Source organism: Streptomyces sp. NPDC004629 (genome assembly GCF_042873595.1).
Classification (GTDB): Bacteria; Actinomycetota; Actinomycetes; order Streptomycetales; family Streptomycetaceae; genus Streptomyces.
The window spans coordinates 1-13,429 of the sequence record NZ_JBIALO010000066.1; the positions used below are offsets into that span (position 1 = coordinate 1).

A 13,429-nucleotide genomic window follows, 5' to 3' on the forward strand; every position below is an offset into this window, starting at 1 on the left:
CAGACATAAGACGCCGCATGCCTCCCTCACCCCGAGCGAAACCATGCCTGACCAGCAGAAATCAGCGAATCACGTTCGGTTGAGATACGGCTTCTCATGCCTGCCCAGGTCCTGGCGCAGCTCGTGGAGCGGGTCGTGGTGGGCGAGGGCGGTACGGTGTCAGTCCCGCCTTTCACACTGTCCCGGTGATTTCCCGAAGCGGCCGGAAAACGAGTTAGGGGAGGATTGCTAAATGCCGGGTATTCAGCTCAAGGAACACCAGGTTGACCAGAAGGCGGCTTTCCGCAAGTGGGTGGGTTTTCCTGCAAGGTCATCTGTGCCCTCGGAAGGGGTGCGGGGCACGATCGTGTCAGCGACCGGCTCGGGCAAGACGATCACTGCGGCCGCGTGCGCGCTGGAGTGCTTCCCCGGCGGTCGGATCCTCGTGACCGTGCCCACCCTGGACCTGCTCGTGCAGACCGCCCAGGCGTGGCGCCTGGTGGGTCACCGGGCCCCGGTGGTGGCGGTGTGCTCGCTGGAGAACGACCCGGTGCTGAAGGAGCTGGGGGTGCGGACCACCACCAACCCGATCCAGCTCGCCCTGTGGGCCAGGTCCGGACCGGTCGTCGTGTTCGCCACGTACGCCTCCCTCGTGGACCGCGAGGACATCGACGAACTCCAGGGCCAGCGCAAGGTCCGCGGGCCGCTGGAGGCCGCTCTGGCAGGCGGGGAGCGGCTGTACGGGCAGCGCATGGACGGCTTCGACCTCGCGATCGTGGACGAGGCACACGGAACCGCCGGTGATCTTGGTCGTCCGTGGGCGGCGATCCACGACAACGCCCGCATCCCGGCGGACTTTCGGCTCTACCTCACCGCCACCCCGCGCATCCTCGCCGCGGCCCGGCCGCAGAAGGGCGCGGACGGCCAGGAGGTGGAGCTCGCGACGATGGCCGACGACCCGGAGGGCACCTACGGCGCATGGCTCGCAGAGCTTGGCCTGAGCGAGGCGATCGAGCGCGAAATCCTTGCGGGATTTGAGATCGACGTGCTGGAGATCCGCGACCCCTCGCCCGTTCTCGGGGAGTCGGAGGAGGCGCGACGGGGCCGGCGCCTGGCGCTCCTGCAGACCGCGCTCCTGGAGCACGCCGCCGCGTGGAATCTGCGCACCGTCATGACGTTCCACCAGAAGGTCGAGGAAGCCGCCGCGTTCGCGGAGAAGCTGCCCGAGGCGGCAGCCGAGCTGTACATGAACGACGCCTCGGATGAGGACCTGGCCGCTGCGGACAAGTTGCCGAAGTCCTCGATCGACGCGGAGTTCTACGAACTCGAGGCCGGCCGCCACGTCCCGCCGGACCGGGTGTGGTCGGCGTGGCTGTGCGGCGACCACCTCGTGACCGAGCGGCGCGAGGTGCTGCGGCAGTTCGCCAACGGCATCGATGCGGCCGGGCGCCGGGTGCACCGCGCCTTCCTCGCCAGCGTTCGCGTGCTCGGAGAGGGCGTCGACATCACCGGCGAGCGTGGTGTGGAGGCCGTCTGCTTCGCCGACACCCGCGGCTCCCAGGTCGAGATCGTGCAGAACATCGGCCGCGCGCTCCGCCTGAACCGCGATGGGTCTACGAAGGTGGCCAGGATCATCGTGCCGGTGTTCCTGGAGCCCGGCGAGGACCCGCAGGACATGGTCGCCAGCGCCAGCTTCCGCCCCCTTGTAGCGGTCCTCCAAGGACTCCGCAGTCATGATGAACGACTCGTCGAGCAGCTCGCCTCCCGCGCGCTCACCAGCGGCAAGCGCAAGGTCCACGTCCGGCGTGACGAAGAGGGGCGGATCGTCGGGGCCGGCGGCGCGGGCGACGGCGAGGACCAGGAGGACGACGACACGCAGGCCGCCGCCGAGGCGGCCCTGCTGCACTTCTCCAGCCCGCGCGACGCCGCCACGATCGCGGCTTTCCTGCGCACCCGGGTCTACCGGCCTGAGTTCCTGGTGTGGCTGGAGGGCTACCAGGCCCTGATCCGCTGGCGGAAGGAGAACGAGATCACCGGCCTCTACGCCGTCCCCTACGACGTCGAGGTCGAAGTCGGGGCGACGAAGGCGTTTCCGCTCGGGCGCTGGGTCCACCAGCAGAGGAAGGCGCTGCGGGCAGGTGAGCTGGAGGAGCGGCGCAAGACCCTGCTGGACGCGCCGGAGGCCGGGATGCTCTGGGAGCCGGGCGAGGAAGCCTGGGAGAACAAGCTCGCCGCGCTCCGGTCCTACCGACGGGCCACCGGGCACCTCGCGCCCCGCCAGGACGCCGTGTGGGGCGAGGGCAAGGCGATGGTGCCCATCGGCCGGCACATGGCCAACCTCCGACGCAAGGGCGCGAAGAACGGCCTGGGCAAGGACCCGGAGCGGGCCGCCGTGCGCGCGGCACAGCTGACGGAGATCGATCCGGACTGGGACTGCCCGTGGCCGCTGGACTGGCAGCGGCACTACCGCTTCCTGGCGGACCTGGTCGACGCCGACGGCCAGCTGCCCGACATCGCACCCGGCGTGCTGATGGACGGCGACGACATCGGACGATGGCTCGCACGGCAACGCGAGGCGAGCACCTGGGCGCAGCTGTCCACCGAGCAGCAGGAACGGCTGACCAAGCTGGGCGTCAAGCCCGTCGAACGGCCAGCTAAAGCCCCGGCAGCCCCGCGTTCAACGAAGGGGCCGAGCAAGGCGGAACAGGCCTTCCAGCGCGGACTGGCGGCCCTTGCGCAGTGGGTCGAGCGGGAAGGTGCCCACCGGCCTGTTCCGCGTGGCCACAGTGAACAGATCGCGGTCGACGGCGAGACCGAGCCGGTGATCGTCAAGCTAGGCGTATGGACTTCGAACACCCGGGCGAGGTGGGACAAGCTCACCCCCGAACAGCAGGCCGCCCTCGCCTCCTTGGGCGTGCCCTGGGCGAAGGCGGCGGTGCCGGCCCCGTCCTGCCCGGCATCGGTGGACGACGGTTCCGTCCGGCCCGCGCCGTCGGACGCGCAGGCGCAGGAGGAGGACGACCAGGGCGACACCGTGACGGAGGGCGAGGATCAGGCGGCGCGGGGCAGGGCGCGGATGTCGCGCATGAACGAGCTGATGCGCAAGCACACCAAGGCAGAATTGCTGCGCATGGCCTACGCGGGCGGCCTGGTGAACCACAACTCCCCCAAGCAGTGACGCAAGGAGGAGATCGCCTCGGCCGTCGTGGACATCGAGTTCCGCGCAGCCGACCAGACTGCCCCGGGCCGGCCCGCCGCAGTCAGCTCGCGGCCCGTTCCGGCGAAGCCGCTGCTGGAGCGGGACCACCATGACGAGTGCGAGAAGGAGTCGTACGAGGGCGGCACCTGCACCTGCGACCTCATCGAGCAGTACGGACCGCCCTCCGAACGGGACGACTACTGAGACAGTCACCCGATCGGGGAGGCACGTTCGGCGCCACGGCTCAGGCGAGGCGCCGCGACGCGATCAGCCGGTTGGTCAGCTCTACCGTGGCGAGGTACCACCAGAAGATCCAGTCGAGGAATGCTTCGTCGTACTCGCCGCGCTGGTCGGCCCGGCGGTGGCGCAGGTCGAAGCGGTTGGCGATCTCGAACAGCGCGCCTTCGTCCTTCCCGAGATGCTGCTTGATCAGGGCACGGCGTTCCTCAAGGATGCGGGCGAGGTTGAAGATGGCCGATCGCTTGCTCTCAGCTGACGTGTCACGCCCTCGGAAGAGGGCAATGGCGTGGCGGACACCGGCGGTGGTGTCGGGTGGGCTGTCGTTGAGGGCGCGGTGCACCAGCTGGCTTCGGGCGTCGTCGGTGACGGCGACCAGGCGCCCGAGGTCCTCACCCTCGGCGGCCAGTTCATAATCGATGCCAGCCTCGCGCAACAGCTGGTTGACTTTCCACCGGTACAAGAAGCGTGCCGGGCCGTTGTGAAACTCCGAGTGGTGCCATCCGCAGCCGCTGTAGGAGTGGAAGCGCCGCGTACGGGGGCGGCTCACCAGGTCGTGGAACACCTCGATCAGCCCGTAGAAGGTGTCTTCGCCCCACGCCTCCGGCGCCAGCGGCCACAGATCAGGAATGCCAAGTCGCCTGTCGATCACGTCGGAGGGGTCAGGCAGCTCGCTGTGATCGTCGATGCATTCCTCGCCGAAGACTTCGACCAGGTAGCCATTGTCGGCGAACTCGCCGATGAGCCGCGCGAAGTCCCGTCGGGTGTCCCGCACAGTACTACCATCGTGAGCGGGTCCATTACCGCGGCGCTGTGGCCAGTACGGCCGGGGCGCGGCCGCATGCCTGAGCTCGGGCGCCCGGCGGATGAGTTCGGTGAACCAGTCGTGCTGGTCCATCACGGCCCGTTTGGTGCCCCAGCCGGTGGCGGTGGTCGCCCAGGGATCGGATGTCGGCGCGGTGTGGTTGGGCAGATCCTCGAAGTCGGCGACTGCGGTTGTGCCGACCAGGGCCTCCGTCATGAGCCAGATAGCCCGGTCCTGCCAGGAGCCCGCGGACCGGAGCACTCGCTCGCCCTCGGATATGAACAGCGATGCGGGCCAGAGGAGCTCGTAGTTGCTCAGGTCCAGACTCACCACAACATCATCACCCATAGGAGATGTGTCCCGACCCTGGGCGATGAATTCCTGTATCAGTCCCGGATGAGCTCCTGGAACTGCGGACATCCCACCGCATGCCACTCCCTGATGAGGACTTCCCCGGCGACGACCACGACCTCCGCGTACCACGGCAGACAGTCGTGGCACGCACGGATCTCGTACGAGTTGCCGTCTTCGTCGAACGCCTTGAGATCGACGGAGCCGACCGGCGCCCGGTAGGTGACGTCCTGCTGCGGATCGGAGCCTTCTGCCATGGCGGCCAGTATCTACCAGCGCTCAGATGGCCTTCGGGGCAAGGAACGTGACCCGTCCGCCACGATCGTCAGCGGACCCGCCCAGGACTGCCCGCCTTGCCGCCACACCTGCAGGAACGCTGCGGGAAGCGGCGAGGGGCATTGTCAGTGGGTGGCCATAGCCTGGCGAGACGGGAACCGCAGAGAGGCACGCCCATGAACGCCAGTTACTACCGGAGCCAGCTGGACAGAAAGAACAAGGCTCGCGCTGACGCGGAGAAGAAGGTCGGCGAGTTCCGCAAGAAGGAAGCCGACAAGCGCGCGAAGGCCACGAAGGAGAAAGCCGCAGCCGCCAAGGCGAGCAGCCAGGGCACCGTCAACAGCAAGCAGCGTGCTGCCCAGCGGTACGAGAACGAGGCCAACAAAGCTGGCCAGGACGCCAGCACGTGGAGCGCCAAGGTGGGCAAGCTCTCCAAGGAGGCAGCTGACCTGTCGGCCAAGCTGGCGAAGGCGGAACAGACTGAGCGGGCGGCCGCGGAGAAGGCTCGCCAGCGTGAACAGCAGAAGACGGAGCGGCGTGCTGCGGCTGAGCAGCAGAAGCTCGAGAGCCGCCTGTCGACGACGGAGGGTCAGGTGCGCACGGTGATGAGGGAACTGCGGGCCCCGAAGCCGGAGAAACTGCGGGTGCTGCTGCTGGCGGCCGCCTCCGCCGGTGACCTGCGAGTCGGCCAGGAACAGCAGAGGATTCGCGCGGCCGTGCAGAGTGCCACCCATCGGGACCTTGTCGACCTGGATCTCCACCCGGCCGCGACGGCGGACGTCTTTCTGGACGCGCTGACCCGGTTCCGTCCCCACGTCGTGCACTTCTCCGGTCACAGCACGCAGGACCTGATCGCATTCGAGAAAGGCGAGGACGGCTTCCACGAAGGTGCCATCGTCAGCGCCGGCGCCTTCGCCCGGGCCATCGCCGCCGTGGACGACAAGCCACTGCTGGTCCTGCTCAACTCCTGCCACTCCGCAGCCCAGACCGGGAAGCTGGCCGACACCGTGCCGTTCGCCATCGGCATGTCCGACAGCATCGGCGATGTCGACGCCATCACCTACGCCGCCCGGTTCTACGCCGCCGTCGCCGACGGCCAGTCCGTCCAAGCCGCCCACCTGCTCAGCCGGGCGGCCATCGAAATGAACGGCCTGCTCGACCGCGACCTGCCGACCCTGGCCTGTGCAGCGGACGTCGACCCGAGCGCTACCAAGCTGGTGACGCCGCCTCCGGAGTAGGACGTGGCCATCTCGTGCATGAGCATCCGATCCCCTGCCGTGGATACGTCTGCGAGCCCGGACCGATCGGTCCGGGCTCGCAGGCTGTTCGGGCGCGGTTGCTACAGGTCGAACTCGAGGTGCTCGATGTCCGTGAAGCGGACTTCCTCCAGCTGGCCGGCGCGGCGGCCGTTGTCCTGGAAGTACATCTCCTTGAGTGCTTCGGCGGCGATCCGCTGGAGCTGCTGATCGCTGGCGCCCTGCGTCAGGCCGTGCGCCTGGCGCAGCCGCTTACGTTCCGCCGGGGCGGCAACGGGGAGCGGGACGCGATGAGCGCATCGACCGCGTCGAACAGCTCGGACATGCAGCACCTCCAGTCCCGCAACCCTAGCGTGAAGCGCACATTTCGCGTACCAAACGCGTACGGACTGCTTAAGAAACGGTTGCGCCGCCCGGGCTGTCGCAGGTGCCCCATCTCACCGAACTATGGGCGCACCCCAGTGAGGTTGTCAGGCGTCGCGGTACTGGTTCCGGGCAACACGGACGACGCGGCCAGCCTTAAGCAGACCGTCTATGTAGACGGAGACGCCGTTGCGGTTGGCTTGCTTGCCCGCGGCGGTCAAAGCATCCGCAATATCACCGAGAGACATGGGCTGAGGCGACGCCCTGAGGATCTTGACGATGGCATCCGCCTTGGTGAGGTCCTGGACCGCCGACCCCGGCTCGGATACCGCTGCGCTTAGCTTCTTGAAGGCGTCCCGCTTGGCTTTGAGTCCCTCGATATGAGCGCCGAGTCGGTCACGCTCGAGTTCGGCTTCACGGAGTTCACGCTCGACGCTGGCAAGGTCCTCGCTGTAGGAGTTCACGAGGAGAAGACTATAGAAACCTAGTAGAAGTTGGCTAGCTTTTCTTAAAAATGGATGCTGCTCGACCAGTTGGGTGCCGCGCGAACCCTACGGAGCGGCGATCAGGTTCAGTGAGACGAGCTCAGGCTCGAGATAGGACAGCAGGGTCAGTAGCCGAGGACCCGCAGGGATGTCTCGCGTACGCCGGAACTGGCCGAAGACGACGGGCGGGTGTGAAAGACCTGAGGGAGCAGACGGCCGCTGTGCGGCGGCAGAACGGCTCGGGGGCGGATATGGGGGAGATCGTCAAGGGGCTTGAGCGAGCGCTGCTGAGCCGTCCGGTGCCTACTGGTGACGCCGCTGTGCGTTTCCTGCTCAGGGCGGAGAAGGGCTCCACGAAGAACGTGGCTGTCCTCCTGGGGATCTCCCAGCGCACGGTACACAGGTGGGTCACGACCCGGCCGGGAATGCGTCGCCGTCCCAGTGCTGTGCATGCGGGGTTGATCGATGAGGCCGTCAGGGCACGGTGGCAGCCCCTGGTGCGCGCCCGCCGACGGGCCCGGGCCGAGGCCGACGGGTTTGTCTTCCACACCAGGGCGCGGTTCGGTTCCGCCGCTTAGGCAGGCTCGTCGGACGATCCGCGGGTACGGCTGATCACCCAGTACCTGTCGGGAGAAGTGGCCCGCGAGCTGTTCGCCGCCCGGGACGCCGGCGGGGGTGAGCAGCAGCAGACGGTTATCCTCGCCCGTGCTTTGGGGCATGCCTACTTCCGGGACGGAGGCTTGCGTGCCCATGGGCTCGGGATCGCCTTCACCGACGTGGAGTTCGCCGATTTCTCCATCGACTGACGTGCACGCGGGTTCGAGCTCAGAGCGAGGGCGGGATCTGGTGCCGTGTCAGCATCGTGTCGTAGCACTGTGCTTCCTTTCGTTCGCGCCAGTCCCACTGGATGCGGCCGACAGGGCCGGTGCGCTGATCGACGGGCGGCTGCGGCGGGCGGAGCCTGGCCGCCTCCGCCATGCGCAGCAGGTGGGTGCGGTCGTGGGGGCCGGCCAGCAGATGCTGGTCCTGGCCGGGCGCGAGCCGGGCGAAGGACACGGCGGCCTTCAGGAAGACGCGTGCCCACAGCGGCACCCGGTGCGAGGCGCAGCCGTCGGTGTAGCGGGCGCGGTCGTGCAGGGCCAGGGTGGCCGCGGCGGCGTCGTAGTCGCCGGGCCGGGCAGTGGCGAGCTGCTGGAAGGAGGCGCCGGTAAAGAGCGCGGCGGCGAGGGCGGCGGCCAAGCGGGGGTGGGCGGTCACGGTGGAGAGGCGCCGGGCGGCTTCCCGGGCTGCCTGCTCGGTGAGGGGTGTCGGTGGCGGCCGGTGCCGGAAGGTGATCGGCGGCGGTACACACGGGGCGGTACAGGAGGCGGGGCTGTCGTAGGAGACCAGGCGGTCCAGTGCGGGCAGGGTGAGCCACCGGTCGGCTGGCCGGGCGGGCTCCTCCGCAGGCTGGGGTACGGGAGCGGTTGTGCCGTAGTAGTGGCGGCGGGCAGCCTGGAAGTCCGCGGTGAGGGAGTAGTCGGCCGTCTGCAGGGCCTGGTGCAGGGCGGCGGGAAGGTGAGGGCGGTGGCAGACCAGGGTCAGGTGGATGCCGGTCAGGGCGCGCAGTTCCAGGAGACGCATCGTGCGGCGGGCGGTGAGGCGGTGGGCGCGCAGGACGGTCAGCCGGGTCACGGGCAGGGCGTTGATCCAGGCGGTGGCGGCTTCCCAGGCCGGCTGACGGCCAGCGCAGAAACGGCCCGGGAGCAGGGGCGGTTCGCCCAGAGCAGCCAGAAGGCCGTGGGCGAGGCCGGTCTCGCTGGTGGTGCCCGGGCCGGGGTGCAGGGTGATCCGGCCGGACGGCGGATGGTGGGCGGCCAGGGCGGTGTGCGTGTGGACCGCGTCGTCGCCCGGGTCGAGGACCACGGCGACGGACGGTGGCACGGCTGGCGGCATGGTGACGTGGTGGTCAGGCGAAGCGGCTGAAGGCCCAGCGCAGCAGCTCCTGAGCCACCCGGGGGCGGCCGGTGCGGGCCAGGGCGGTGCGGGTGTGGGCAGTCAGCTGGGCCCAGGCGCGGAAATTGCCGTGCGCGGCGTGCTGGTCGGCGAACGTGATGTCATCGGGGTCGGCGTCGGCCCAGACCGGATGAAACAAAGGAATGGCCTCCAGGACCTCGCCGGGGGTAAGGCGGGTGAAGTGCTGCCAGATGAAGATCCGGGAGGACAGCATCGGTTCACGGCGCAGCACGGTGTGGCAGCCCTCCCCGCCGACGAAAATGATCGCGAGCTGGGTTGAGGGTTCGTCCCACAGGTAGCGGAAACACTCGAACGCCTCCCCGTTGAGCCACTGGGCCTCGTCGACGAGGAAGGTGCGGGGGCGTTCGGCCAGGGCCGTCTTCAGCAGGCGGTCGAACTCGCTGGGGTGGCGCGGTGGTTCCCCGGCCAGGTCGAGCGCGGTGAACAGTTCGTAGCGCACCGCGCGGGCGGTGGGCCGGGCCCGGAAGGTGATTTTGCGGACGTCCTCGCCGGGTCCGAGTGCGCGCAGGCAGGTGTTGACGGCGAGGGTCTTGCCGAAGCCGGCGCCGCCGTGGATGCACATCATGGCCCGCGCGGTGACCGTGTCGGTGATGTTCTCCCGGGCGGTGAGCAGGGCGCGGGCGGTGAGCAGGGCGCGGGTGGTGACCACGGACGCATCGGGCAGGTCGACGTACTGGTAGGTGGCCGCGGTCACGAGGCATCTCCGTCTTCGTCGGCGGTGGCAGGTGCGGTCCGCCCGTCGCGGCCGTCCGGGGCGGAAGCGCCGTCACGGCCGGACGGGTACCGGATGGGCGGGCCTGGCGTGGTCAGCGCGGCCAGGGAAGCCGGGGTGCGCCAGTCGGCCGGAGGCGCGGCGGGCGGGATGAGGTCCGGCATCGCGAGCTGCGCGAGGTCGGTGTCGGCAGTCCGGGCGAGTCCGGCCTCGGCCTGCGCACCGGTCAGCGCGCCGAGCCGCTGGGGTGCCTCGGGCTGGGTGGCGGTGGCGTAGCGCTCGCGCTGTGAGGCCTCCAGGTCCTTCTTCAGGCGGCGGGCGCGGGCGGCCCGCGCTCTTCGTACGGCGCTGATCTGTTCCTCGGTGGCCTGGTCGGCCAGGTCCGCAGGCCCTAGGTAGCGGCCGGTGGCCGCGCGGTAGACCTCGATCCGATGATCATGGTGGGGCATGAACCGGACCCGGACCCGGATTCCTGCCTGCCCGGTCATCCACGGACCCACGTAGTCGCGTTTCCTGAAGCGGACACCGCGGGTGGTCAGCGTGCGGGTGCCGGCGTCCTCCAGGGTGAACGTCCACAGATCCGCGGCCGGCACGTCCCGCAGCGGGGTGAGATCGTCCTGCCACGCCTCAAACGGGGTCCTGCCCCCAAGCGGCGCGGGGCGATGCCCGGTGTTCCACCACAGCGTCCAGTCCAGCAGCCCGGCGGTGAAATCCCCGAAGCCGAGCAGCACCTCGTCCTTCGGACGGGAAGCACGCTTACCGGGGCGCGGCTGGCGGGCATAGCCGGGCAGCGCAGCCAGGAACATACTCCCCACCACCCGGTTCAGGCCCTCCACGGTGCCCTCGAGGTGGGGGGTGCAGGCGGGCAGACCCTCCACCGTCACGTCCAACAGACCGAACGCGGCGGTCACCGTCCTGGACAGGAAGTCCTTGCCGCGGTCCACCCGTACCTTCTCGGGCAGGCCGCCGAAGGGACCATAGGGTTCCCCGCGCAGGACGGCGGAGCGCAGCGCGGCCAGCACCGACTCCCGCGACGGGTCTCCCGGTGTGACCGCGACGCCGGTGACCGCGTTCGACGCGCAGTCGGTGAACCAGGTGATCCACAGCCTGCGGGGCTTGCCGCCGACCTCGACCAGCACCGGCCCCTGCACGTGGCCGGTCTCCCATACTTGGTTGCGCCAGCCCCGCGGCCGGGCCAGGAACACATCATGCTTGCGCGCGGCCCGCTCGCCACCGGCGAGTCCGGCCCGCTCCCCCGGCGTGAGATCCCGCTGGATCGCCCGGTGCAGCGTCGGAATCGACGGGGGTGGATCCCCCTTCGCCCTTGGCCGCTCGAGCGGCCAGCTCACGATGAACCGCCGCGACGTTGCCCTTCCACAAGGCCAGCAGGCCGCGCACTTCGGGAGTGACGGAGAAGCGGTCTTTGCTCTGGGCCCGCGCCCCGGGCTCCGTGCCCGCTGACTCGTCATGCTCGGCAACGGCAAGCCACCGCCACACCGTGCACTCGGTCACTTCCAACGACTCCGCCATCAGTCGGACATGCCGCGTTGTCAGCCCCTGTTCCTTCCGCAGGGCAAGCAGCCTGCGCACGGCAGGGCCGCGCAGCGCCGACAGGGAGGAAGAAGGCAGACCTCCCCGCACACCCCCGCCCTCCCCGTGCACGCCGGAGCGGGAAGCGCCCTCTGCCGGCCCGGCCGCGCCGCTCACAGCGGCCCCATGAGCCGCGCGCAGGCCCGCTCCAGCATCCGGCGGTCCACTACCGCCCGGCTCCTGCCATAGGACTCAGCAGTCAGGTGCGAGGTCAGCTTCGCCCAGGTCCGGAAACTGCCGTGCCCCACATGCTCGTCCACCCACACGACATCGTCCTCGCTCACGTCCTCCCACAGGGAGTGGAAGGCCGCCATCACGGTGGCCACCTCGCCCGAGCCAAGGCGCGGCACCAGCTCCCAGGTCAGCACCCGGGAGGCAAGCGCAGACACCCGGCGCAGCGCCCGTTCACTGCCCGCACCCGCCAGCACGAGTGCCGTGTCCGTGTCCAGGTGGTCCCACAACCCGCGCAGAAACCCCAGCGCCGGCCCCCGAAGGCGCTGAGCCTCGTCCAAGACCAGCACACGAGGCTGCCGTAGCGCGTTCACCAGCATCAGATCCGCCTCCCCCGCCCCGCGCGGCAGACGCCTGCCCAGCTCAAGGGCATCCGCGAGCACCCGCCGCAGCTCGGGAACCGTCGGATGCACACCGACATGGACCCGACGGACCCGGGCCGGGTGCGGCAGCTGGAACAGGGCGTACTGCAACGCGACGGTCTCGCCCTGGCCGGCGTCGCCGTACAAACACACCACCGCCCCCACCACGGCCGCGTGCGCGACCGTCCGCAGCACCGACCGAACGGCAGGTGTATGCACCACCTGCGCACCCGGCATCAGGACCGGGACCTGCGCCAGATGCTTCTGCTCCCGCAGAAAAACCTGCCCGCCGGTACCTTGGCCTGCCACGACGTTCAAGCCCAGCCCGCTGAGCGGATCGGGCCCGCGTGGCCCGGCCACCCCAGGCTCCCGCTCGACCATCAACGCCCGGCCCGCCCGGCGGTCCCCGCGGATCACCCGGCGCAGTGCCGACCCCGACGGAACCGACGCCCCACCAGCCGCGGCCAGCCGGCGTCTCAGCTCAGCGACATACCCTCCAACCTCGCCCAGCAGCGCCCACACCTCGTCCGACACCGCATACCCCTGCCGGACCGGCGCCTCCACCTGCCCGGTCGTCCTGGCCTGCTCCAGCCAGCGCCACACCGCACGCTCGGAAACACCCACCGCCTCAGCGACCGCACCCACATGCCTCATGGCCAGCTCCCCCGCCTGCTGCCGCTCCAGCAGACGACGCACCACCAACCCCCTGGGCACCACAGCCCCACGACCGGCCCTTACCTCTTGATCCACCCCACGACCACACCGACCGAGCCCACCTCACCGCATAAGAACTCTCGAAGCTGAGACAACATCAGCTGCCATACGACAAAGCCCCACGACAGCGATCCCACCCATCAATCTCTCACCTCACGACAGTGGCCTGCCCACCCGTAAACAGCCACTGACCAGCACCGACACAGCACACCACCAGACCAGCACCACCGACTCGCACCATTACTGACCCCAAACCGAGAGGTCGCACTCAAAACGTGACGGCAACAAGCCGTCTATCCGTCACGGAAATACCTTCCCGGCACAGATTTCCGTGACGCTTTTCCGGTCGAATTCCGTCACGAAATAGCCACCTCAGACGCCAACTTGGGCTCCGTGTCGGCTACGCAGCCCGTCACGCCCACGCGTCCAAGAGACAGCCCGCGCGGGCCGCCAGTGCGCGGACCGTCACAGGCCGAACTCCAGGTGCTCCACGTCGGTGAACTCCACCTCCAGGCCGTAGGCGCGCCGCCGCTGTCGCGGAAATACACCTCGCCGAGGGGTTCGGCGGCTGCCTGCCGCAGCTGGTCGTCGGTGGCGCCGGCATCCTGCGCCCGGAAGAGACGGGCCGGCTCTTCAGTCCCACCTCGATATCCCACCCGGGAAAAGAGTTCCGCCGCGGGGACTAAGCGGAATCGTGGTGAGCGCCACGTTTCACCCGCTCGGCCGAACTGATCGTCATGGGAACGGACACCGGGAGTCCTAGTACTCCAGTGTGGTTTCGTGAGCTATCCAGTGGCTTCGTCGGTGGATCGCCGTCTGTAGTGGCTTTGTCGAGCTGTCGTCTGGTGCCGTC

Annotated in this window: 10 protein-coding genes and 2 pseudogenes; 4 read left to right on the top strand and 8 right to left on the bottom strand. The window is 69.3% G+C overall.

Annotation, left to right across the window (positions count from 1 at the left end; all coding sequences use genetic code 11):
• Positions 1 to 232: 232 nt before the first annotated feature.
• Both ACFYTE_RS41705 and ACFYTE_RS41710 read left to right on the top strand, forming a co-directional pair.
• The gene (locus tag ACFYTE_RS41705; protein WP_388722444.1) at positions 233 to 3,157 is read left to right on the top strand and encodes a Helicase associated domain protein; all 2,925 of its coding nucleotides are present in this window, start codon (positions 233 to 235) and stop codon (positions 3,155 to 3,157) included.
• A gap of 27 nt (positions 3,158 to 3,184) precedes the next feature.
• The gene (locus tag ACFYTE_RS41710; RefSeq protein ID WP_388722446.1) at positions 3,185 to 3,382 is read left to right on the top strand and encodes a hypothetical protein; all 198 of its coding nucleotides are present in this window, start codon (positions 3,185 to 3,187) and stop codon (positions 3,380 to 3,382) included.
• Positions 3,383 to 3,422: 40 nt separating this feature from the next.
• Here the strand turns inward: ACFYTE_RS41710 and ACFYTE_RS41715 are convergent, their stop codons facing one another.
• Together ACFYTE_RS41715 and ACFYTE_RS41720 are read right to left on the bottom strand one after the other, a co-directional pair.
• Complete coding sequence (locus tag ACFYTE_RS41715) at positions 3,423 to 4,550, bottom strand: hypothetical protein (protein ID WP_388722448.1); 1,128 nt, start codon at positions 4,548 to 4,550, stop codon at positions 3,423 to 3,425.
• Positions 4,551 to 4,606: 56 nt separating this feature from the next.
• On the bottom strand, positions 4,607 to 4,828 hold the full coding sequence (locus ACFYTE_RS41720) for a hypothetical protein (protein ID WP_388722450.1): 222 nt from the start codon (positions 4,826 to 4,828) through the stop codon (positions 4,607 to 4,609).
• A gap of 195 nt (positions 4,829 to 5,023) precedes the next feature.
• Here ACFYTE_RS41720 and ACFYTE_RS41725 point away from each other — a divergent pair, with 195 nt between their 5' ends.
• Positions 5,024 to 6,085, top strand: coding sequence for a hypothetical protein (locus ACFYTE_RS41725; protein WP_388722452.1), 1,062 nt, complete (start codon positions 5,024 to 5,026; stop codon positions 6,083 to 6,085).
• Positions 6,086 to 6,186: 101 nt separating this feature from the next.
• On the opposite strand, the pseudogene ACFYTE_RS41730 reads toward ACFYTE_RS41725, so the two are convergent.
• Both ACFYTE_RS41730 and ACFYTE_RS41735 read right to left on the bottom strand, forming a co-directional pair.
• Positions 6,187 to 6,324 (bottom strand): annotated as a pseudogene (locus ACFYTE_RS41730) (XRE family transcriptional regulator); the annotation flags it as partial.
• 249 nt (positions 6,325 to 6,573) lie between these two features.
• A complete protein-coding gene (locus tag ACFYTE_RS41735) occupies positions 6,574 to 6,930 on the bottom strand; it encodes a hypothetical protein (protein WP_388722454.1) in 357 nt (118 codons plus the stop codon).
• A 656-nt stretch (positions 6,931 to 7,586) separates the two neighbouring features.
• Between ACFYTE_RS41735 and ACFYTE_RS41740 the strand changes: the two genes are divergently transcribed.
• Positions 7,587 to 7,757, top strand: coding sequence for a hypothetical protein (locus tag ACFYTE_RS41740; protein WP_388722456.1), 171 nt, complete (start codon positions 7,587 to 7,589; stop codon positions 7,755 to 7,757).
• A gap of 19 nt (positions 7,758 to 7,776) precedes the next feature.
• On the opposite strand, the gene ACFYTE_RS41745 is transcribed toward ACFYTE_RS41740, so the two are convergent.
• From ACFYTE_RS41745 to ACFYTE_RS41760, 4 genes and pseudogenes are all read right to left on the bottom strand, one after another.
• Entirely contained in the window at positions 7,777 to 8,886 is a 1,110-nt protein-coding gene (locus ACFYTE_RS41745; RefSeq protein WP_388722458.1) for a hypothetical protein, read from the bottom strand.
• A gap of 13 nt (positions 8,887 to 8,899) precedes the next feature.
• Entirely contained in the window at positions 8,900 to 9,661 is a 762-nt protein-coding gene (locus ACFYTE_RS41750; RefSeq protein ID WP_388722460.1) for an AAA family ATPase, read from the bottom strand.
• A pseudogene (locus ACFYTE_RS41755) lies at positions 9,658 to 11,269 on the bottom strand (Mu transposase C-terminal domain-containing protein). Before ACFYTE_RS41755 ends, ACFYTE_RS41750 begins: the two are co-directional and overlap by 4 nt.
• Positions 11,270 to 11,382: 113 nt before the next feature.
• Positions 11,383 to 12,516, bottom strand: coding sequence for an AAA family ATPase (locus ACFYTE_RS41760; RefSeq protein ID WP_388722462.1), 1,134 nt, complete (start codon positions 12,514 to 12,516; stop codon positions 11,383 to 11,385).
• Between the last annotated feature and the right edge of the window lie 913 nt (positions 12,517 to 13,429).